The 21,479-nt window shown below is 71.3% G+C and carries 17 protein-coding genes; 6 read left to right on the top strand and 11 right to left on the bottom strand.

Going from position 1 to position 21,479, the window contains the following annotated elements:
* Positions 1-26 precede the first annotated feature (26 nt).
* The 3 genes from WMF29_RS23940 to WMF29_RS23930 form a co-directional block, all read right to left on the bottom strand.
* Positions 27-692, bottom strand: a complete 666-nt coding sequence (locus WMF29_RS23940; protein WP_437331052.1) for a hypothetical protein — start codon at positions 690-692, stop codon at positions 27-29.
* 68 nt (positions 693-760) lie between these two features.
* Positions 761-1,909 (bottom strand): GNAT family N-acetyltransferase, encoded by a 1,149-nt coding sequence (locus tag WMF29_RS23935; RefSeq protein ID WP_437331051.1) that lies wholly within the window; start codon positions 1,907-1,909, stop codon positions 761-763.
* Complete coding sequence (locus WMF29_RS23930) at positions 1,899-3,035, bottom strand: quinone-dependent dihydroorotate dehydrogenase (RefSeq protein ID WP_437331050.1); 1,137 nt, start codon at positions 3,033-3,035, stop codon at positions 1,899-1,901. The genes WMF29_RS23935 and WMF29_RS23930 overlap by 11 nt, the downstream gene beginning before the upstream one ends.
* Positions 3,036-3,331: 296 nt before the next feature.
* Between WMF29_RS23930 and WMF29_RS23925 the strand changes: the two genes are divergently transcribed.
* On the top strand, positions 3,332-4,624 hold the full coding sequence (locus WMF29_RS23925) for a M18 family aminopeptidase (RefSeq protein ID WP_437331163.1): 1,293 nt from the start codon (positions 3,332-3,334) through the stop codon (positions 4,622-4,624).
* A gap of 169 nt (positions 4,625-4,793) precedes the next feature.
* On the opposite strand, the gene WMF29_RS23920 is transcribed toward WMF29_RS23925, so the two are convergent.
* Complete coding sequence (locus tag WMF29_RS23920) at positions 4,794-5,846, bottom strand: agmatinase family protein (protein WP_272093295.1); 1,053 nt, start codon at positions 5,844-5,846, stop codon at positions 4,794-4,796.
* 415 nt (positions 5,847-6,261) lie between these two features.
* Between WMF29_RS23920 and WMF29_RS23915 the strand changes: the two genes are divergently transcribed.
* On the top strand, positions 6,262-7,206 hold the full coding sequence (locus WMF29_RS23915; RefSeq protein ID WP_437331049.1) for a fatty acid desaturase family protein: 945 nt from the start codon (positions 6,262-6,264) through the stop codon (positions 7,204-7,206).
* Positions 7,207-7,449: 243 nt separating this feature from the next.
* Here the strand turns inward: WMF29_RS23915 and WMF29_RS23910 are convergent, their stop codons facing one another.
* Positions 7,450-7,770 (bottom strand): KGG domain-containing protein, encoded by a 321-nt coding sequence (locus WMF29_RS23910; RefSeq protein WP_020737259.1) that lies wholly within the window; start codon positions 7,768-7,770, stop codon positions 7,450-7,452.
* A 582-nt stretch (positions 7,771-8,352) separates the two neighbouring features.
* Positions 8,353-9,438, bottom strand: coding sequence for a 3-phosphoserine/phosphohydroxythreonine transaminase (gene serC, locus WMF29_RS23905; protein ID WP_437331048.1), 1,086 nt, complete (start codon positions 9,436-9,438; stop codon positions 8,353-8,355).
* Between the two features lie 194 nt (positions 9,439-9,632).
* Here serC and WMF29_RS23900 point away from each other — a divergent pair, with 194 nt between their 5' ends.
* Both WMF29_RS23900 and WMF29_RS23895 read left to right on the top strand, forming a co-directional pair.
* Positions 9,633-10,607, top strand: coding sequence for a ferritin-like domain-containing protein (locus WMF29_RS23900; protein ID WP_437331047.1), 975 nt, complete (start codon positions 9,633-9,635; stop codon positions 10,605-10,607).
* A 14-nt stretch (positions 10,608-10,621) separates the two neighbouring features.
* Positions 10,622-11,788: a 1-aminocyclopropane-1-carboxylate deaminase/D-cysteine desulfhydrase gene (locus WMF29_RS23895; RefSeq protein WP_437331046.1), complete on the top strand. Its 1,167-nt coding sequence runs from the start codon at positions 10,622-10,624 to the stop codon at positions 11,786-11,788.
* Positions 11,789-11,822: 34 nt separating this feature from the next.
* On the opposite strand, the gene WMF29_RS23890 is transcribed toward WMF29_RS23895, so the two are convergent.
* Positions 11,823-12,452 carry a hypothetical protein gene (locus WMF29_RS23890; protein ID WP_437331045.1) on the bottom strand — a complete coding sequence of 210 codons (630 nt, stop codon included), beginning with the start codon at positions 12,450-12,452 and terminating at the stop codon, positions 11,823-11,825.
* Positions 12,453-12,611: 159 nt separating this feature from the next.
* Here WMF29_RS23890 and WMF29_RS23885 point away from each other — a divergent pair, with 159 nt between their 5' ends.
* Positions 12,612-13,823 (top strand): hypothetical protein, encoded by a 1,212-nt coding sequence (locus tag WMF29_RS23885; RefSeq protein ID WP_437331044.1) that lies wholly within the window; start codon positions 12,612-12,614, stop codon positions 13,821-13,823.
* 59 nt (positions 13,824-13,882) lie between these two features.
* On the opposite strand, the gene WMF29_RS23880 is transcribed toward WMF29_RS23885, so the two are convergent.
* On the bottom strand, positions 13,883-14,935 hold the full coding sequence (locus WMF29_RS23880; protein WP_437331043.1) for a rhomboid family intramembrane serine protease: 1,053 nt from the start codon (positions 14,933-14,935) through the stop codon (positions 13,883-13,885).
* Positions 14,936-15,128: 193 nt separating this feature from the next.
* On the opposite strand from WMF29_RS23880, the gene apaG reads away from it, so the two are divergent.
* Complete coding sequence (apaG, locus tag WMF29_RS23875) at positions 15,129-15,512, top strand: Co2+/Mg2+ efflux protein ApaG (protein WP_044965505.1); 384 nt, start codon at positions 15,129-15,131, stop codon at positions 15,510-15,512.
* A 227-nt stretch (positions 15,513-15,739) separates the two neighbouring features.
* Here apaG and clpA read toward each other — a convergent pair whose 3' ends face one another.
* The 3 genes from clpA to WMF29_RS23860 form a co-directional block, all read right to left on the bottom strand.
* Complete coding sequence (gene clpA / locus WMF29_RS23870; protein WP_437331042.1) at positions 15,740-18,061, bottom strand: ATP-dependent Clp protease ATP-binding subunit ClpA; 2,322 nt, start codon at positions 18,059-18,061, stop codon at positions 15,740-15,742.
* Positions 18,058-18,381, bottom strand: coding sequence for an ATP-dependent Clp protease adapter ClpS (clpS, locus tag WMF29_RS23865; protein ID WP_272093285.1), 324 nt, complete (start codon positions 18,379-18,381; stop codon positions 18,058-18,060). Before clpS ends, clpA begins: the two co-directional genes overlap by 4 nt.
* A gap of 272 nt (positions 18,382-18,653) precedes the next feature.
* Positions 18,654-21,230 (bottom strand): glycogen/starch/alpha-glucan phosphorylase, encoded by a 2,577-nt coding sequence (locus WMF29_RS23860; protein WP_437331041.1) that lies wholly within the window; start codon positions 21,228-21,230, stop codon positions 18,654-18,656.
* Between the last annotated feature and the right edge of the window lie 249 nt (positions 21,231-21,479).

Genomic DNA, 21,479 nt, shown 5'->3' with positions numbered 1-21,479 from the left:
CGAGCAGCGAGGGCGCCGAGCGTGTCCTAGGCGCCGCCCGCGCCGCCGCTGCCGGTCGGGTCGCCGCCCGCGCCGCCGCTGCCGGTCGGGTCGCCGCCCGCGCCGCCGCTGCCGGCCGGGTCGCCGCCCGCGCCGCTGCCCGTCGTGGCCGCGGCCGTGGTCGTGGCCGGGCCCCCGCCGCAGCGCTCCACGCCGCGGCAATCCGCGCAGGAGCAACCCTCGAAGTACTCCGCGCACGAGCCGTTGTCCGTGCAGTGATCCGTGCACCGCGGGGTGCCCGTGCAGTCGGGGCAGGTGCAATCCTCGTTGACGTTGCACCCCTCGGCGTCGTTGCACCCGCGCCTCGGGCTGCAGGCCGCGACGGTGCCCGCGCAGTCCTGGCAGGTGCAATCCTCGCCGTCGGTGGCGTCCGGCCGCATGTCGCAGGCGCCGTCGTCGTTGCAGCGGCCGAGGCAGCTCGCCGTGTCGGAGCAGTCCGGGCAGCTGCAGCTCTCGGGGACCTGGGCGAGGATCGTACACCGCCCATCCGGGCTGCCGCCGAAGCAGCCGAAGCCGAGCGAGCCGCCGGCGCCGGCGACCGTGGCCGCCACCGTCGTCGAGGTCGTGTCGGTCGCTTCATTGCTCGAGCAGCCGCCGCTCGCGGCGAGCCCGAAGACGATGGAGGAGGCGAGGAGTGCAAGAAAGGCGCGCATGTCCGGCAGCATCCCTCTCCAGCGCGCGTCACGTCAACACCGCACGTCGCGCTGCGCCAGGAGGGCGCTCAGCGGAATGCCACGCTCCGGTCCGCCGTCTTCGCGCGGACGGCCGCGCGCTCGCGCGCGAGGAACTCGCGCACCGCGGCGTCCAGGCGCGGATGCGCGATGTGGTGCGCGCTGTGGGTGACGCTCGGTGCGAAGCCGCGAACGAGCTTGTGCGACCCCCCTGCGCCCGGCTCGAAGCGGCGCAGTCCCCGGGCGATGCAGTCCTCGACCGGGTGATAATAGCAGACGTTGAAATGCAGGAACGGGCGCTCCTCCGATGCGCCCCAGTAACGGCCATAGAGCGTCGTGGGCCCGGCGAGGTTGAGCGCGCCCGCGATGGGGCGTTTGCCTTCCCGCGCGAGGACGATCTCGACGCCTCCCTGGGCCCCGCCGCCGCGCAGCCGGGCCGTGATCTCCTCGAAGAAGGCGCGGTTCAGGTACTGCCGGCCCCAGGCGAACTTCTCCACGGTGGAGACGTAGAAGCCGAACATGGCATCGACGATCTCCGGCGTGATCTCCGCGCCGCGCAGCGTATCGATCGACAGCCCCTGCCTCGTGGACTCGCGCATTTCGCGCCGGATCTGGTGCCGCCGCTTCGCGTTGAAGCGCGCGAGGAAGTCGTCGAGCGTCTGATACCCCTCGTTCTCGAACTGGAACTGGACGCCGCAGCGGTGCGCCATGGCGGCATCGGAGAGGGCGGCGGCCTCGTCCTCGGTCGGGAACAGGACATGGGCGCTCGAGATGCGGCTCCGCGCGACCAGCTTGCGGAGCGTCTCCGCGAGGACGGGGAGGAGCGCCGGGCGGTCCTCCGGCCGCCGCACGAGCAGCCGCGGCGTCGTCGCGGGCGTGAACGGCACCGTGACGACGAGCTTCGGGTAGTACGGCGCGCCGATCTGGTGGGACGCAGAGGCCCAGCCGTGGTCGAAGACGAACTCTCCCTCGCTGTTGTCCTTGAGGTAGGCGGGCGCCGCGGCGAGCAGCGCCCCCTCGGCCCGGAGCGTGATGTGGTGGGGCAGCCAGCCCGCCTCCTCGCCCACGCACCCCGTCCGCTCGAGCGCGTCGAACCACGCCCAGGTCAGGAACGGCGCCTCGCTCACCCCGTGGAGCGCGTTCCACTCGCTCTCCGGGATGTCGCGGATCGTGTCGTGGACGTGCGCTTCAAGCTCCATGGCCGATCATAGCAGCGCGCGTCGCGCCGCCTGGCCGGCTCACGAGATCCTGGATCGACCGCGCGCCGGAGCGGGCCACGAGGTCCGACAGCCCGCGCGCGATCGCGGCGGGGAGGAGGGGGCCGCCGTAGATGAAGCCCGTGTAGATCTGCACGAGGTCGGCGCCTGCCTGGAGCTGGTCCATCGCGTGCTCCGCCGACTCGATGCCCCCGGCGCCGATCACCGTGACGCCGCTCCCGAGGCGCGCGCGGATGCGCCGCACCATCGCGAGCGAGCGCTGCCGGAGGGGCGGGCCGCTCAGCCCGCCGGCGCCCATCGCCTCGACGGCCTCCGGGCTCGTCGCGAGCCCGTCGCGCCGCACGGTCGTGTTGGTCGCGATGACGCCGGCGAGGCCCACCTCCTCGACCACGGCGAGCAGCGCCTCGAGCTCCTCGTCGCCGAGGTCCGGGGCGACCTTGATGAGCAGCGGCAGCGGCGCCCCGGCGGCGCGGTTCTCCCGCGCGATCGCGGAGAGCAGCGCCCGCGCGATCGCCGGCCCCTGCATCGCGCGGAGGTCCTTCGTGTTCGGCGACGACACGTTGATCACGACGAAGTCGGCCGCGCGCCGCGCCTCCCGGAAGCTCGCGAGGTAGTCGTCGATCGCGGGCTCGATGGGATCGAGCGGCGCGACCCTGGACTTGCCGATCGAGATGCCCACCGGCACGCCCACGGCCGCCGCGCCGCCGCGGCCGAGGAGCCGCTCCGTGACGCGGGCCGCGCCCTGGTTCGGGAACCCGAGCCGGTTGATGAGCGCCCGGTCGGCCGGCAGCCGGAAGAGGTTCGGCGGCGGGTTCGCGGCCTGCGGCTGCGCCGTGACGGTGCCGAGCTCGACGAAGCCGAACCCGAGGGCGGCGAGCGCGCGGGCCCGGCGCGCATCCTTGTCGAAGCCGCCCGCCACGCCGAGCGGGGACGGGAAGTCGAGCCCCATGGCGCGCACCGCGATGCGCCCGTCCCGGGGCGCGAGGCGGGCGTGCACGAGGGCGCGGAGCGGCGCTGCGTGCTCGAGCGGGGCGAGCGCGAGCATGCCGAGCTCGTGCGCAAGGCTGGGCGGCAGCGCGAAGAGGAGCGGTCGGACGAGGCGGTACATCGGGGCGCGTCTCCGTTGCGGGTTGCGGCGTGCGGCGCGCGGCGTCGGAGGGAGGTCCTGCGAGCGGCGCGGTGGTGGCGGATACCATGGCGCACCGGCCGCGTGGGCCGCCATCTCGGCGTGCGGCGTGAGCGAGCGCGTCCGCGCACGGAGGCGCGTGCCGGCGCGCCGGGCGGGGCTCGGCTGCTCTGCTAGACTCCGCGCCCTCCATGACGTCCCCCGAGATCCTCGATCGCGCAGGCGATCCCAGGCCACTGACCGACCTTGGCGAGCGCTTCGCGAGGAGCGCGGACGAGATGGCGGCGCTGCGCGAGCGCGGCGTCGCGGCCGCCCGCGACCTCTGCGCGTTCGTCGATCGCTCGCCGACGCCGTACCACGCCGTGCGCGAGGTCGCCTCGCGGCTCGTGGCGGCCGGCTTCTCGGAGCTCGGGGAGCGCGACGCGTGGGCGGTCGCTCCGGGCGATCGCCGCTTCGTCGTCCGGGGCGGGTCGACGATCGTCGCGTTCGTGGTCGGGGCCGAGCACCCGGCGCTCGGCGGCTTTCGCGTGATCGGCGCGCACACCGACTCGCCGAACCTCCGGGTGAAGCCGAGCGCCGAGCTCTCGCGGAGCGGCTACCAGCAGCTCGGGGTCGAGGTCTACGGCGGCGTCCTGTACTCGACCTGGCTCGACCGCGATCTCAGCGTGGCCGGCCGCGTCCACGTGCGCAGGGACGGGCGGATCGAGCGCCTCCTCGTCGACCTGGGCCGGCCGGTCGCCCGCGTCCCGAACCTCGCGATCCACCTGAACCGCGGGGTCAACTCCGAGGGGCTCGTGCTGAACGCGCAGAAGCACCTCGTCCCCGTGATCGGCCTCGGCAGGGAGGCCGATCTCAACGCCCTGCTCGCGCGCGCGGTCGACGCGCCGCGCGACGCCATCCTCGGCTTCGATCTCTGCCTGTACGACACGCTCAAGGCGTCGCTCGGCGGCCTCTCCGACGAGTTCGTCTTCGCGTCCCGCCTGGACAACCTCGCGAGCTGCCACGCCGCGACGGCCGCGCTGATCGGCGCCGCTCCTTCCGCCGCGACGCGCGTCATCGCGCTCTACGACCACGAGGAGTGCGGCAGCCGGAGCGCCGTGGGGGCGGCGGGGAGCGTGCTCCGCGACGTGCTCGCGCGGATCGTCGACGTCTACCCGGCGCGCGAGCCGCAGGCGTTCGCCCGCGCGATGGCCGGGTCGCTGCTCGTCTCGGCGGACATGGCGCACGCGGTGCACCCGAACTACGCCGATCAGCACGAGCCGCGCCACGCCCCGCAGATCAACCGCGGGCTCGTGATCAAGTCGAACGTGAACCAGTCCTACGCGACCGACGGCGCGACGGCCGCCGCGCTCGAGGCGCTCTGTCACGACGTGGGCTACGCCCCCCAGCGCTTCGTCGTTCGCAGCGATCTCCCCTGCGGCAGCACGATCGGCCCGATCACCGCGGCCTCGCTCGGCATCGCCACGGTCGACGTCGGCGCGCCGATGCTCAGCATGCACTCCTGCCGCGAGATGGCCGGCACGCTCGACGTCCACCTCGCGCTCGAAACCTACCGCCGCGCGCTTTCATGAGCGTCTTCCAGATCCGCGCTTCGCTGAAACTCCAGCACAACGCGGCGCGGCGGTCACCCGCACAGGAGACGGGTCCAGATCGGCGTTTTCGGCGCGCAGGCGTGCTCCAGCACGCCGAGCACCGAAAACGTCGAGATGGGCCCGTATCCGCAGCGGGTGACCGCTGCGCCTAGCGGCCGCGGGTGTCGTGGGAGAGAAGCGTGAAGCCGATGAGCTTGTAGAGGAGGCGGGCGCCGACGTTGCCGTCCCAGTCGTCGTTGTCGTCCTTCGGCGCGACCTCGTTCAGGTCGAAGCCCACGATGCGCCGGCCGCTCTTCTGGATGCGGCCGATCAGGGCGACGGCTTGCTGGAACGTCAGGCCGCCGGGGACGGGCGTGCCGGTGCTCGGGCACAGCGTCGGATCGAGGCCGTCGATATCGAAGGTCACATAGACGTCGTCGGGGAGATCCTCCACGATCGAGTCGGCGATCAGGTGGAACGGCTCCCCCTCGAAGAGCCGATCGGCGATCGATGCGTCGATGTGGGCCACGATGCGCCCGTTCGACTCGCGGATGAACCGGAGCTCGTCTTCGCTCATGTCGCGCAGCCCGACCTGGACGATCCGCGGGATCTTCGGGTGGTTCGTCGCGACGTTGTGCATGATCGAAGCGTGGGAGTCGGTGAATCCCTCGTACGCGTTGCGGAGATCGGCGTGCGCGTCGATGTGCAGGATCCCCATTCCCGGGTAACGCGCGGCGTGCGCCGCGATCGCGCCGTAGGGGGAGGAGTGGTCGCCGCCGATGACGCCGACGAGCTTGCCCCGCTCCATCCATCTCATGGCGATCTCCGTGACGCGCTCGTTCAGCCGGCGAGACAGCGCGTTGACCGCCGCGAGGCGCGCCTCCAGGTCCCGGTCGCCGGCGACCTCGCCGTGCGCCGCGATCACCGGCTCGGCCGCCGCGGACGCCTCCGCGTTCCAGCGCACGATGTCCGGATCGACGTCGAGCATCGCGATGCCCTGCTCGTACGGTCTGCCCGTGTGCAGGTCGAAGAGGTCGACCTGCCGGCTGGCCCGCAGGATCGCCCCCGGGCCCTTGGCGGCGCCGCGGCGGTAGGACACCGTCGGCTCCCACGGCACCGGGACGAGGACCACCCGGGCGTCCTCGGCAGTGTGTGGCAGCCCGTAAATCCCGTTTCCGATGGCGGGACCGTTGGGATCGAAACCGAGAGGGGATGAGCTCACGCGGCCACGTTGGCGGTTCGCGACCAGGTCGTCAAGCGCGAGCCGCCTCCGGCCCAGCGCACGCCGGAGCGCGCCGGAGCGCGCCGGAGCGCTCCACCGCACGCGCCGCCGAGCACCGGCGGAGCGGCTTCCTCACCGGCACACCGGCGGAGCGGCTCCCACGCCTGCACACCGATGCGAGGTGCGTAGAGACGATCGCACCGAGCGCGAGACATCGGCGTGAAACACGGATGTCGGGTTGAGGATGGCGCGACGCGCGCGTCGGAAATGCAACTTCTGGCTTCCAGCTGCGACGAAATGCGCTAGGAAGAGCGCCGAGAAGATGGGCCGCTGCGCCCGTCCGGGCCGGCCAGCGCTGCTCGGCGCTGCCGGTCGGTCCGGCGCGCGGTCCTGGTAGTAGCCGCGAAGAACAGCCATGCTCCGGTACCGCGCCGATATCAAGACGCTCCTCTTCGTCGCGACGTATTTCGTGCTCGTGACGGTGCAATGGGTCTACGCGCCGCGCGCGCTATGGCTCGCGATTCCGCTCCTCGCCGCGACGTGCGTGTTGTCGTTCCTCGGAGCGGTCGCGACCCACAACGCGGTCCATTGCCCGGTGTTCCGGCGGCGATGGATGAACCGCGCGTTCCAGATCGCGCTCACGCTCACCTACGGGCACCCCGTCAGCGCCTACGTCCCGGGCCACAACCTCAGCCACCACAAGTACACGCAGTCGTCGCGCGACGTGATGCGGACGACGAAGGTGCGCTATCGGTGGAACCTGCTGAACGGCCTCTTTTTCATGAGCCGCGTGGTCCGGGACATCCTGCCCGCCGACATGCGCTACTTCAAGGCGATGTACCGGCGGAACCCGCCGTGGTTCCGTCAGATGCTCCTCGAGTCGGCGGTCTTCCTCGGCGCGATGGGGGCCCTGCTCGCGCTCGACTGGCAGAAGTTCCTCCTCTACGTCCTGATCCCGCACCAGTATGCCGCGTGGGGGATCGTGACCATGAACTACCTCCAGCACGACGGCTGCGACGAGAGCAGCGAGTACAACCACTCGCGCAACTTCGTCGGCCGCCTGGTCAACTGGTGGACGTACAACAACGGCTTCCACTCCATCCATCACATGGAGCCGGGCCTCCACTGGAGCCTTCTTCCCGCCGAGCACGCGAGGCGCGTGGCGCCCTTCATCCACCCGGGCCTCGACCAGCCGTCGCTCCTCGCCTACCTCTTCCGCAGCTTCGTCTGGCCTGGCAAGCGCATGCGCTACGACGGCGCCCCGGTCGTGCTCCCGCCGGAGGAGCCCGACGAGGAATGGATCCCTGGCCCGAAGGAGACGCCCAGCGACGTCTCGCTGGGCGCGATCGCGCCCGGCTGAACCGCCGGCTCCTGCCCCGCGCTGGAGGCTCGGCGCCGCCCTCCTGGGGCGGCGCGCCGGGCGCCTGACTGAGCTCTGCGGGGGTGGGGGCCACACCGGCGTGGCGCGCGCGGTCCTGCGGCGCCTGGACGCCTCCCGAGAGGCACCTCGCGGCGACGATCGGGAGGCCAGGGTCGTGGCCGTCGCGAGGGGGCAGGGGGCTGGCCCGGCGCCGGGGGGCGCCGGGCCCTTCGCGTCCCCCGGTCAGCGCGGCTGATTCTCCCGCGGCTGGTCTCCCCGCGACTCGCCGCCCCGGCGGCCGATCTCGGCCATGTGCTGGCGATCGCCGCTCACGGCCTCGCCGCCTTTGCGGCCGATCTCGGCCATGTGGGCCCGGTCCTGGCTCACGCGCTCGCCGCCCCGGCGACCGATCTCGGCCATGTGCTTGCGGTTCTGGCTGACGACCTCGCCGCCCTTCTTGCCGGCGGCGCGGGCCTCGTCGCGCGTGAACTCGTGCGCCGTGCCCTTCTCGTGGGCTGCCTTCCCGCCCTTGCTGGCGATCTTGCGCTGACGCTCCTCGTCCATGGCAGCGAAGCCGCGCTGCTGCCGCTCGTTGGCAGCTCGCTGCGACGCTGACGAAGGCGGGGGTTCGCTCGGCGAGGCCCCTCTCTCCTCCTGCCCCTCCTCACTCCTGGAAATCATACGATCATCCATGCTCGCCATCATCCTCTCCTTACGGTTGGCTCGCTCGATTCAGGTCTCCGAACGGGGCCTGCGAGCCGGTAAAGGACGGCGTTCCCCCCGTCCCCTCCCGGGCCGGTCGAGACCGGCGATGGCCGCTCTCTTCCGGTGCTGGTCGGGGAGCGGCGTTCGCCGTCCCCTTCCGGCGCTGGTCGGGGAGCGGCGTTCGCCGTCCCCTCCCGGCGCTGGTCGGGAGCGGCGTTCGCCGTCCCCTCCCGGTGCTGGTCGGGGAGCGGCGTTCACCGCCTCCTTCCCAGCTGCGGAAAGGCCGACAGACCCTTTCCGCGAAGGCCTGTTGTGCCGGGCGGAACAACGTCAAGCGGGCTGAAGGTTGGGACGCGACGAATTAGGGGGAGGTTCACCGAGCGTGTTTTGGAAACAGCGGCGAACCTGGAAATACCGAGAACGTCGTGCTCCCGCAGCGAGTCAAGCCCTCTTGGCGAAATCCCGCATGAACGCCGTGAGGCGCTCCACCGATGCAACGGGTACTGCGTTGTAGATCGAAACCCGGATACCCCCGGTCGACCTGTGTCCGGCGAGCCCCACCATACCCTCCTTTGCGGCCTCGGCGACGAAGCGTTTTTCCATCTCCTCGCTGGCCAGCCGGAACACCACGTTCATGAACGAGCGGCTCTCCTTCTCGACCGGCGCCCGGAAGACGTCCGGGTGCGCGTCGATGGTTTCGTACAGCAGCTCACCCTTCTTGCGATTCCGTCGCTCGACCTCCTCGAGCCCACCGATCTCAAGCGTATACGCGAGCACGTTGCGCATGAGGTAGATTGCGAATGTCGGAGGTGTGTTGTAGAGCGAGTTGTTGGCAGCGTAAGTGGCATAACGGAAAATGACGGGAATGTCTTTTCGCGCGCTGTCAACGAGATCCTTGCGGGCGATCACGACCGTGATCCCGCTCGGCCCGATGTTCTTCTGGGCACCGGCGTAAACCAGGGCAAACCTGGAGATATCCATCTTGCGCCACAGGATGTCGGACGACATATCCGCGACGAGCGGCACGTCGCCCGTATCGGGCAGCCAGTGCCACTGGGTGCCGAACAGCGTGTTGTTCGTCGTCATGTGGACGTAGGCGGCGTTCGGATCGAGCGAGAGCTCTCCCTGGTGGGGGATGCGGGTGTACCGCTTGTCGACGGCCGTGCTCCCGGCCACGCGCACCGTCCCGACGCGCTTCGCCTCCTCCAGCGCCTTCTCCGACCAGCCGCCGGTCAGGATGTAATCGGCGCTCCTGCCGGGCGGCAGGAGGTTCATCGGCACGACCGCGAACTGCATGGCCGCGCCGCCCTGCATGAACAGCACGTGGTAGTCGTCGGTCAGGCCGAGCAGCTGCCGGAGCAGCGAGATCGCCTCGTTGTGCACCGCCTCGAACGCTTTGCCGCGGTGGCTGTGCTCCATGATCGACATGCCCGTCCCCTCGAAATCGAGGAGCTCGCGCTGCGCGCGCTCGAGGGCGGGGAGGGGGAGCCCGGCAGGGCCGGCGTTGAAGTTGTGGACACGCGCCATGGTGCTTCTCCTGAGGTTCAAGTCGGCGATTCCTGATGCCGCCGTATCCGGCCGTATACCACGGGGGGCACCGCCTCCGCCGGACGGGCCGAGCAGGAGCGCAGCCGCCGCGGATGGAGCCGCGCCGGGTCCGGCGCCTCGGACCTGCCCGCGGCCGCGATCTGGGCTAAATTCACCGCTCCGGAGGGCGAGTGATGCTGGTGACCCGCGAAGAGATGGCGTTCGATTTCCAGGGCGCCAGGCTCGATCCCGTCAAGGACAAGGACGTGATCGTCTGGGCCGTGCAGCAGTTCCTCTACGGGGAGATCACGGGCGTCCAGATAGGGCACTGGCTCTACAACGCCCCCGACCTGGAGTCCGCGCGCTTCCTCGCGCGCCAGGCCGTCGAGGAGTTCCAGCACGTCGGCAACTTCCTCCGCATCCTCGAGATCCTGGGCGCGCCGCCGGACAAGGCCGCCTGGAGCGTGCGCTTCCTCGCGACCGGGCTGATGGGCGGGGACTGGGCCGAGCATGTCGCCCTCGAGATGGCCCTCGGCGAGGGGCTCGTCCTCCAGGCCTTCTACGCGATGATCGAGACCGTGGATGAGCCGGAGATCGTCGCCATCCTGAAGCGCGGCGTGCGGCAGGAAGAGCGGCACGTCGACTTCGGCGAGCAGCAGACGAGGAAGGCCATCGCGGGCAGGCCGGCGCTCCGGAGGCGGCTGCTCGGCCTCGCGCTGGTGTCGCTCTGGGGCGTGTCGCGCCTCGAGGCGTTCATGAAGAAGCGCCTGCCGATGGACCACCCGGCGCTCAAGCGCCTGCCCGATCTGGTGCGCCATACGGTGCGGATCGCGGAGCTCCGGCTCATGCGGATCGGCCTGACCGAGGCGCCGATCTCGTCGATGTCGGCCGGCCGCAAGCTCGCGCTGGTGGCGGAGGCGTACGCCGGCAAGCTCGCGCTCGGCCTCGCGTCGTGGGTGCTCTCGGTGCTGCTCTTCCCGCTCCGGCTGCTCGGCCTCGCGGGGCCGAAGCGGCTGACGGACACCTACCTGAGCGATCCCCTGGTCGCGCGCGGCGGCCGCCTCGGCGCTGGCCCGGACGCTGGCACGGACGACGACCCCGGCGACGCCGGTGAGCAGGCGGGCCCGGGCGGCACGCAGGCGGGGCACGGCGCGGCGGCGCGCGCCTGAACGCGAGGTGGAGCGTGCGTGACGGCGAGGACGAGGAGCGAGCCACCTCCGCCGGGGCGGCCTTCGCGGCGGGGCCTCCCGGAGCGCGCCCCGCCGTCTTGCCCGCGTTGCCCGCGTCGCGGGAGCTGCCGCTCTTCGCCGAGCTGCCCGAGCTCTCGGGGCAGGTCCCGTGGCGCCCCCTCGCGCACGCGCCGACGCCGGTCGTCCCGTGCGCCGCGATCGAGGGGTACCTCGGGCGCGGCGGCGTCTGGGTGAAGCGCGACGATCTGATCTCGCCGCTCTACGGCGGCAACAAGGTGCGTCGCTTCGAGTTCCTGCTCGCGGACGCGGAGCGGCGCGGGGCGAGGACGCTCGTCACCGTCGGCGGGCTGGCGTCGACGCAGGTCACCGCCACGGCCCTCTTCGGCCGCGCGCTCGGCTTCGCCGTCACCGCGGTCCTGTTCGATCAGCCGATCACCCGGTTCGGCCGCGGCGCGCTCCTCGCCGACGCGGCCAGCGGCGCCGAGCTCGTCCATGGCGGCGGCTACGCGACCACCGCGGTCCGGGCGATCCGGGCGCTGCGACGTGCCGACCGGCCGTATTTCATCCTGCCAGGCGCCTCGTCCGCCCTCCCGTGCCTCGGCTACGTCGACGCGATGCTCGAGCTCGCGGAGCAGGTCCAGCGCGGCGACGCCCCCCGGCCCGATCGCATCGTCGTCCCCTCGGGGACGGGCGGCACACTGGCTGGGCTCGCGCTGGGCGCCGCGGTGCTCGGCTGGCCGACCACGATCGTCGGCGTTCGCATCACCGAGCGCATCGCGTCGAACCGCGCCGTCGTCCGGTACGAGATCGGCAGCATGAAGCGCCTGCTCGCCCGGCGCGCGCCGCGCTTCACGCGGCGTCGGCTCCCGCCGGTCCGCTTCGAGATCGATCACCGCGCGATCGGCCCCGGGTACGGCATGCCGACCCCCGCGTCCATCGCCGCGATCCCCGAGGTGGAGCGGCTGATCGGCGTGCCGGGGGAGGTCACGTACAGCGCCAAGGCGCTCGCCGCGCTGCGCGGGATCGCGCAGGAGCGCCCGCGGGAGACGATCCTCCTCTGGCAGACGCTCTCGAGCGCGCGACCGCCGCTCGCGGAGGGCGGCGCGACGGCGCTCCCGCCGGCGTTCGCGCGGTTCTTCGAGGGGGAGATCGCGTACTGACGGCGCGGCGTGGTCGACGCGCCGCGCCGTGGCGTCACTTCAGGCGCAGGCTGTTCACGAGCTTGTCGAAGTCGGCGCGCGCCCCGGTGACCGTCTTCTCGGGGCCGGTCATCTTGAAGAACCAGAGCCCGCCGGACGGCGTCTCGGCGATCGCGCCCAGGAGGGCATAGTTCGGCTTCGGATCCGAGGCGGGCATGCCGGGCATCCCGGAGCCGGCGAACGTCCCCTTCACCTCGACGACCGTGACCTTGAGGTCGCCGGCCTTGAGGTCGGTGCGCTTGGGGGAGTCGTCGCTCTTCTGGGAGAACTGGCCGGCCCAGCGCGTGATGTTCGCGTCCACGCTGCCGCCCGCCTGGCTCACGCTGAGCTCGGCGTCCTCGGTGTCCCCGGCGGCGCGCTTGATCTTGTACGTGGCCTTGCGCATCGAGTTGGGGTTCGGCGCGCTCTCGAAGCTCGCGGGGGCGTCCCAAGCGAGCTCGCCGCCCGCCTGCTGGCCGCCGGCCGGCGCCGGCTTCGGAGCGGGCGTCGCCTCGGCAGGCGCGGCGGGCGTGCTGGTCGCCGGCGGCTCGGGCGCTGATGTGGCTGTCGGCTCGGGGGTCTTCGAGCACGCCGCGGCGAGCGCGGCGACGAGCGGCAAAACCATGGCGGAGCGGAGCTTGATCATCGTGGGAGGCCTCGGCGGGGTTCGCGGCGACTGTAGTCGCCGTGCCCGCAGCCTCAAGCCGGATCGGACCGCGGGGAAGTCCCGGCGCGCTCTTGCCAGAGGCGCCCGGCGGGTCGTTCAGCCGCGCGCGTTGCCGTGATACCACCAAAATACAAATTCATGGACCCCACCTTCCGGCGCGCGTTCAACGCTGCCTTCGGGCCGTCGACCTACGCGGACTACCTCGGCCGGCTCGAGCGGCGGCTCGGGTGCGCGATCCCGTTCCGTGTCGCCGAGACGCCGCTGTTCCTGCCCGACAGGCTGCGCGAGGACCTCGAGCGCTCCGCGACGGAGATCGTTCGGCAGATATCGAGCCCTGAGCTCATCGAGCAGATGAAGCGCGCCATCCCTGCGCACCTCGACGTCCCGGGCATGGATCCGCTCCCCAACTGCGCGCAGGTGGACTTCGCGATCGTGCGCGGCCCGGACGGCGAGCTCACGGGCAAGGTGGTCGAGCTGCAGGCGTTCCCGTCGCTCTACGCGCTGATGCTCGTCCAGGTCGAGATCATGGCCGAGGTGCTCGCCGGGATGCCGGGGCTCGACCGGCGCTGGTCGTGCTGCTTCGGGGGCCGGAGCACCGCGGACGTCCTCGCGCAGCTGCGCCGCGCGATCCTCGCGGGAGAGCCCGAAGAGTCGGTGATCCTGCTCGACCTCACGCCGGAGAAGCAGAAGACGTACCCCGACTTCGTGGCGACGAAGCTCCTCGTCGGCGTCGATGCCGTCTGCCCGACGGCGCTCGTCCGGGAGGGCAACCGGCTGTTCCGCCGGGTGGGCGGGCGGCTCGTCCAGGTCCGCCGCCTGTACAACCGCGTCGTGTTCGACGAGCTCGAGTCGAAGCGGGTCGAGCTCCCGTTCCGGTACGGCGATCCGCTCGACGTCACGTGGTGCTCGCACCCGAACTGGTACTGGACCTGGTCGAAGTACACGCTGCCCTACATCGATCATCCCGCGCTCCCGCGGTCGCGGACGCTGAGCGCGCAGGACGGCGCGCCTCTGGATCTCGAGCGCTACGTGCTCAAGCCGCTGTTCTCCTTCGCGGGCTCCGGGGTGAAGGTCGACGTCACGCCCGAGGACATCGCCGCGATCCCGGAGGGGGAGCGATCGCGCTGGCTGCTCCAGGAGAAGGTCGCGTACGAGCCGGCGCTCGCGATGCCTGATGGGAACGGGGTGAAGGCCGAGGTCCGGATGATGTTCCTGCGCGCGCCGGACGAGCCCGATCTCTCGCTCGTGCTCAACCTGGTGCGGCTCTCGCGCGGGAAGATGCTCGGCGTCGATCAGAACCGCGACCTGACCTGGGTCGGCGGCACCGTGGGGATCTGGCCTGTCGACTGAGGCCGCGCGCGAGGGCGTCTCACGCGCGCCGCGCGCCGAGGACGAGCGCCGGCGCGCGCTCAGGCGATGAGCGCGATCTGCCACGCGCCGAGGACGAGCGCCGCCGCGGTCGCGCCCAGCGCCACCTGGACGACGGGGCGCCGCGGCGCGGGCCGGTTGCGCAGCGAGAGGCCGGCGACGACCCCGATCGCGGCGCCGCTGAGCAGCCCGAAGGCGTGCGCGCCGAGGTCGGAGCGTGGGCTCGCGCCGAGGGCGCCGAGGAGGGCGAGGCCTCCCACGAGCGGCGCGACGAGGTGGAGGAGGTGGCGCTTCTCGCCGCTCTCCCTGTCGTGCGCGCGGTCGAGCATGAGCTGCGTCGCGGCGAGCAGCCCGATCGCGCCGAACACCGCGGTGGAGGCGCCGATCGAGGCGTGGTGCTGTCCCATGCTCTGGTGCCAGAGCGCGTTCGCGAAGTTCCCGATCGCGCCCGAGGCGACCACGGCGAGCGCGGCGCCGCCCGGCCCGAGGCGGCGCTGCACCGCGGACGCGAAGACCGTCCCGGAGATGACGTTGCCGAGCACGTGGGCCGAGTCGGCGTGCAGCGTGAGCGCGGTGATGGCGCGCCACGGCTCCGGTCCCACGACGAGGTCGGCGACGGAGGTGCCGCGCTGGAACCAGCGTCCGCCGCTGCTCACGGGCCCGGTGACGAGGAAGAAGAAGAGGGCGAGCGCGGCGAACGCGACGCCCGCGACCATGGACGGGGGGTGGCGCAGGCGCTCGCGCGGGCGGCGTGGGGGCCAGTCGCGGTTCTCCGCTTCGTACCGATCGATCGAGCCTGCGGCGAGGGCGTAGTCCTCGTCGCGCACGAGGATCACCCAGCCCGCCGGCGTGTACCGCACGGCGTGCCAAAGCTCGCTCGACTGGAGGACGAGGGCCCACTCGCGGACCTTGCGCTCCGGCATGACGGGCCCGATGGCCGTGAGCCCGAGGCCGTGATTTTCCGCCTCTCCGGAGGAGGCATCGCCGTTCTGGATCATCGCCGTCCTCTCCCAGCGCGCCGGCGGCAGGATCGCGATCGGGACGAACGGTTCGCCAACTGCATCTCGAACACAGACACGGTTCTGTTCGCCCACGGCGGGTCCTCCACGGTTCGTCGACCCCAGGTTCATCGAAACGTGCGGATGAGCCCGGAAGCTGTCAACGCCGGGCCTCCGGGAGCCTGGTCGTCTCGTCGTCACGCCCAGCGCGGCTCTCGCCGCCGGCTCTGTGCGCGCGCTGCGCGGCCGAGCCCTTGTGCGCGCGCCGCAGCGGTGGCAGTGCGTGGTTGTGTCGACGGCCATCACGCAGGGCATCCGGGTCACCGTCTCGACGGTCTACGTCCCCACGCAGTCATCCCCGACGGAGCACCGCTACGTCTTTGCTTACACGGTGCGGATCGCCAACGAAGGCACCGAGCCCGCCCAGCTGAGGACGCGGCACTGGATCATCACGCACGGCAGCGGAAAGGTGGAGGAGGTGCGCGGCCCTGGCGTCGTCGGCCAGCAGCCCTCGCTCAAGCCTGGCGAGCACTTCGAGTACACGAGCGGCTGTGTGCTCGAGACCCCGCGCGGCACGATGCGCGGCACCTACCAGATGCACCGCCCCGACGGCCGCGTCTTCGACGCCGAAATCGCGTCGTTCACCCTAGCGATGCCCCACTCCCTGAACTGACCCCGCCCCCCTAGGAAGAGCCAGCGGGGAGGGTGTGCCCGTGCGCGCGGGCGGCGGGGTAGGGCCCCACGAACCCGAGCGCCGGCCCGCATCGCAGCCCCTCCCTCCCGACCCACCCCTCCCCGTACCCACGGCAATCGCCTCTTAAAAGGCGCGAGTTCGTGGGAGGGGCCCCCGCCGCCCGCGCGCACGGGCACACCCTCCCCGCTGGCTCCGTCGCACCCGTCCTAGCCGACCGCCTCCGGCTCGACCGCCCCCCCCTTCGCCTTGGCCTTCTCGGCCTCCGCACCCCCCCCGTTCGCCGCCGAGAACTTGAACGTGAACTCCCCGTCTTCGAAGTCGACGGCGACGTTCCCCCCGTTCTCGAGGGCCCCGAAGAGCAGCTCGTCCCCGAGCCGCCGCTTGATGTCGTTCTCGATGACGCGCCCGAGCGGCCGCGCCCCGTTCGCCGGATCGTACCCTCGCGTCGCGAGCTCCGCCCGCGCCCGGTCCGTCACCTCGACCGTCACCGACCGATCCGCCAGCATCGCCGCGAGCTCGCCGACGAACTTGTCCACGATGCTGCCCATCACCGACGGATCCAGCGGCCGGAACATGATGCGCGCGTCCAGCCGGTTCCTGAACTCCGGGCTGAACGTGTTCTTGTAGGCCTTGTCGTCGTCGCCCGCCGTCCCTCGCTCGCCGAAGCCGACGCGCGTCTGCGCGAGCTCCCGCGCGCCCACGTTGCTCGTCATGATCAGCACCATGTGGCGGAAGTCGCTCTTCTTGCCGTTGTTGTCGGTCAGCGTGCCGTGGTCCATCACCTGGAGCAGGACCTGGAACACGTCCGGGTGTGCCTTCTCGATCTCGTCGAGCAAGAGCACCGCGTGCGGCGTCTTCGCCGCCGCCTCCGTGAGCAGGCCGCCGCGGTCGAAGCCGACGTAGCCGGGCGGCGCGCCGATGAGCCGGGAGACGGTGTGGCGCTCCTGGTACTCGCTCATGTCGAACCGCAGGAACCCGATGCCGAGCGCCTTGGCGAGCTGCTTCGCGAGCTCCGTCTTGCCGACGCCGGTCGGCCCCGAGAAGAGGAACGAGCCGATCGGCTTCTCCGGCGCGCGCAGCCCCGCGCGCGACAGCTTGATCGCCGACGCGAGCTGCTTCACCGCCTCGTCCTGCCCGAAGATCACCGAGCGCAGCGATCCCTCGAGATCCTTGAGCTGCGCCTTGTCCGACGTCGACACCTGGCGCGGCGGGATCTGCGCCATCTTCGCGATGACGAGCTCGATGTCCGCCGCCTCGACCGTGTACCCGTCGCCGTGGCGGAGGCGCGCCGCCGCGCCCGCCTCGTCGAGCAGATCGATCGCCTTGTCGGGCAGCCGGCGATCTTGCAGGTACCGCGCCGACAGCTTGGCCGCGGCCTCGATCGCCTCGGCCGTGTACGTGATCTTGTGGAACTCCTCGTAGCGCTTCTGCAGGCCCTTCAGGATCTGCGCCGTTTCGTCGACCGAGGGCTCCGACACCTCGATGCGCTGGAAGCGCCGCGCGAGCGCGCTGTCGCGCTCGAGGTGGCCGCGGTACTCCTGGAACGTCGTCGCCCCGATGCAGCGCAGGCGGCCCGAGGCCAGCGCGGGCTTGAGCAGGTTCGACGCGTCCATCGTCCCGCCGCTCGCGGCGCCGGCGCCGATGATCGTGTGGATCTCGTCGATGAAGAGGACCGAGCCCGGCTGCTTCTCGAGCGCGCGCAGCACCGCCTTGAGGCGGTTCTCGAAGTCGCCGCGGTACTTCGTGCCTGCGAGCAGCGCGCCCATGTCGAGCGCGTAGACGGTCGCGTCCTTGAGCGGCGCGGGCACGTCCTTCTTCTCGATCCGCTGCGCGAGCCCCTCCACGATCGCCGTCTTGCCGACCCCGGCGTCGCCGATGAGCAGGGGGTTGTTCTTGCGCCGCCGCGCGAGCACCTGGATCGTGCGGGCGACCTCGTTCTCTCGGCCGACCAGCGGGTCGATGCGGCCCTCGGCCGCCTCCTTGTTGAGGTTCATCGTGAACGCCGCGAGCGGATCCTTGATCGGCTGCGCGGCGCCGGGCTCGCCGCCCTCCTCCGGCGGCTCCTCGCGGAGGCCGTCGTCCTGGCCCGTCTTCGAGATGCCGTGCGAGATGTAGTTCACGACGTCGAAGCGGCTGATGCCCTGCTCGCCGAGGAGCGTCACCGCCGGGCAGTCGCGCTCGGCGAACATCGCCACCAGCACGTTCGCCCCCTTGAGCTCCTTCTTGCCCGAGGACTGCACGTGCATCGCGGCGCGGCCGACCACGCGCTGGAACCCGAGCGAGAGCGTCGGGCTCGTGTCCGTGTCCTCCGGCAGCACCTCGATCTCCTCGTCGAGGAAGCGCTCGAGCTTCTTCTTGAGCAGCGGGGTGTCGCCCCCCGCGTGCCGGAGGACCTCGGCCGTCTCCTCGTCGAAGAGCAGCGCGTAGAGCAGGTGCTCGATGGTCACGAACTCGTGCCGGCGGCGCGAGGCCTCCCGGGTGGCGAGCGAAAAGGCGATCTCAACTTCGGGGCTGATGCGCATGGTCATTCCGGCTCGGCGGTCAACCGAAGGGGCATCGCGTGCTCCTTGGCGAAGTCCTGTACTTGGGCGACCTTGGTCTCGGCGACATCCTTCGTGTACACGCCGGCGACCCCGTGGCCGCGGTGGTGCACGCTCAGCATGATGTGCGTGGCCTCCGTCTCGGTGCGGTGGAAGAACTTCATGAGGACGAGCACGACGAACTCCATCGTCGTGTAGTCGTCGTTGTGAAACACGACCTTGTAGCGGCGGGCCTTCTCGACCTTCCGTTCCCGCTCGGTCGCGAGGTCGCCCTGCTTGTCTTCTCTTTCCTCAGGATCGTTCGGCATAAATCCGTCGGGAAGGATAGCAAGAGCCCCGCCCCGGCGAGCGGCCGACGAAGCTGGCTCGTGCCCCGGAAGCATGCTCCGCCGCGGCGCCGTTCGCCACGCGTGGGCCTGGATTTTCCGTCCGCTGTGGCGCCCGGCTCAGGGAACCGGGCCGAGGTGCTGCTGGGTTCGTTCGCGGGCGCCGGCCTGGCCTGGCTGGCTCCGGCCGGCGGGGCGCCGCCGCCCCGCCGCGGGCGCGCGAGCGGCCTGCGGCGGAGGGCGCGCCGGCGTCGTCAAACGAGCGACATGGCCGCGCCGAGGTCGATCTCGACGGGCGTGAGGCCCCAGATGTCGCGCGCGTACTCGCGCACCGTGCGGTCCGAGGAGAACTCGCCCACGCGCGCGATGTTGAGCGCGGACTTGCGCAGCCAGCTCTGCCGGTCGGCGTAGGCCGCCTCCACCTCGCGCTGACAGGCGGAGTAGGCCTTGAAGTCGGCCAGCATCATGTACTCGTCCCGGCCGAGGAGCCGGTCGAGCAGGGGCTGGAAGAGCTCGCGGTACTCCGGGGAGAAGAAGCCCGACGAGATGAGCTCGATCACCTCGCGCAGCTCCGGGTCGGCCGCGACCGCGGAGCGCCCCTCGAAGTGCTCGTTGCGGCGGGCGATGACCTCGTCGGCGGTCAGGCCGAACAGGAAGAAGTTCTCCGGGCCCACCGCGTCGCGGATCTCGATGTTCGCGCCGTCGAGCGTGCCGACGGTGAGCGCGCCGTTCAGCGCGAGCTTCATGTTGCCGGTGCCCGACGCCTCCATGCCCGCGGTCGAGATCTGCTCGGAGACGTCGGCGGCGGGGATGATGCGCTCGGCCAGCGAGACGCGGTAGTTCGGCATGAACGCGACCCGGAGCCCGGTGTGGCGCCGGTCGCCGTTCACGACGTAGGCGACGGCGTGGATGAACTTGATGATGAGCTTCGCCTGCCGGTAGCCGGGCGCCGCCTTGGCGCCGAAGATGAAGGTCCGCGGCGTGATCTGCTCGCCGCGCTTCTGGCGCAGGTAGAGCGCGACGATGTGGAGCGCGTTGAGCAGCTGGCGCTTGTACTCGTGGAGGCGCTTGATCTGGACGTCGAAGATCGAGGAGGGGTCGACGTGGATGTCGAGCTCCTGCGCGATGACCTTCGCGAGCGCCGTCTTGTTCGCGCGCTTCACCGCGGCGATCCGCTCGATGAACTCCGGGTCCTCGAGGTGGCGCTCGAGCTCGCGCAGCCGCTCGAACTCCGTCACCCACTTCGGGCCGACCTTCTCGGTGACGAGCGCGGCGAGCGCGGGGTTGCAGGCGAGCAGCCACCGCCTGAACGTGACGCCGTTCGTCTTGTTGTTGAACCGCTCGGGCCAGAGGTCGTAGAAGTCGCGGAGCAGGTCGCGCTTGACGAGCTCGGAGTGGAGCTTGGCCACGCCGTTCACCGAGTGCGAGCCGACGACCGCGAGGTGGGCCATGCGCACGTGGCGCTCGTGGCCTTCCTCGATGAGGGACATCCTCGCGACGCGGTCCTGGTCCTGCGGGTGGGCGTCCATCACCTCGCGCAAGAACCGCCGGTTGATCTCGTAGATGATCTCGAGGTGCCGCGGCAGGAGCCGCTCGAAGAGCGCGACGGGCCAGCGCTCGAGCGCCTCGGGCAGCAGGGTGTGGTTCGTGTACCCGAAGGCCCCGACCGTCTGCTTCCACGCGTCCTCCCAGGGGAGCAGGTGGTCGTCGATGAGGACGCGCATCAGCTCGGCGATCGCGATGGCGGGGTGGGTGTCGTTCAGCTGGATCGCGTTCTTCTCGGCGAAGCGCGAGAAGTCCGGGTGGACGCGGTTGTAGCGGTTCACGATGTCGGCGATCGAGCAGGCGACGAAGAAGTACTCCTGCCGGAGGCGCAGCTCCTTGCCCTTGTCGAAGTTGTCGTTCGGGTAGAGGACCTTGGAGATGACCTCCGACTGGTTCTTCTCGTGGACGGCGTGCACGTAGTCGCCCGCGTTGAAGAGCTCGAAGTCGAACTCCTCGCCCGCGCGGGCCGACCAGAGGCGGAGCGTGTTGACGGTGTTCGACTGGTAGCCCGCGATGGGCGTGTCGAACGGGACGCCGATGACCTGCTCGGAGTGGCGCCAGACCACGCGGAAGCCGCCGCGCTTGTCGGGGACGCGCTCGGTGTAGCCGCCGAACGAGACGGGGACGGCGTGCTCGGGGCGCTCGATCTCCCAGGGGTTGCCGAAGCGGAGCCACTCGTCGGCGCGCTCGACCTGGTAGCCGTCGCGGATGACCTGCTCGAAGATGCCGAACTCGTACCGGATGCCGTACCCGTAGGTGGGCAGGCCGATCGTGGCCATGGAGTCGAGGAAGCACGCCGCGAGCCGGCCGAGGCCGCCATTGCCGAGCCCGGCGTCGGGCTCTTGCTCGACGAGCTCATCGAGGTCGAGGCCGAGCTCGCCGAGCACGGTCTTGTAGCTGTCGTAGATGTCGAGCGCCTGCAGGTTGGCGACGAGCGCCCGGCCGAGGAGGAACTCTGCGGAGAGGTAGTAGCCGCGCTTGACGTCCTGCTCGTAGTAGGTGTGCTGCGTCTTCGTCCACCGGTCGACGAGTCGATCGCGCGCCGACAGGGCGAGGGCCACGTACCGGTCGAACGGCGTGGCGGTCATGGACTCCCGGGCGCGCGAGTAGTGCAGGTGATCGGCGAAGGCGCGGCGCAGCGCGACGGGGTGCATGCCGGTACGGGCGTCCGGCGCCGAGTTGCCGCGGAAAAATGCGGCGGGGGTGTCGCGTTGCTGGGTGACGTTGTCTCGCTGGGCGGGGGTTTCTCTCTGACGGTTGGGGTCGGCGTCGATCGGGTTGGCCATGGCGGCGCACTTTAGACGGATCCGGCCCGCCCTGGTTGGCTGCGCGACGTGCTCGGATGAGGTTCCGTGTGGGCGGGGATTGCCGACGGTCCCCGGTCGCCGGGTGTAGTAGTAGCGGAATCCAGCCGGCGAGCGGGTGCGCGCGGCGGGCGGCCGCCGTCGGTGAGGTCGGCGGCACCTGAAGGCATGCCAGGGGAGCTCGGGCAGCGTAGGGCGGAGGGGTGCCCCTCCGGGGAGGGGGAGCCGGGC

The sequence above is a fragment of the Sorangium sp. So ce381 genome (assembly GCF_051473845.1).
In the GTDB taxonomy this organism is placed as follows: domain Bacteria; phylum Myxococcota_A; class Polyangia; order Polyangiales; family Polyangiaceae; genus Sorangium; species Sorangium atrum.
Note: the sequence above shows the minus strand (reverse complement) of the source record. Positions and strands in the feature narration are given on the sequence as shown.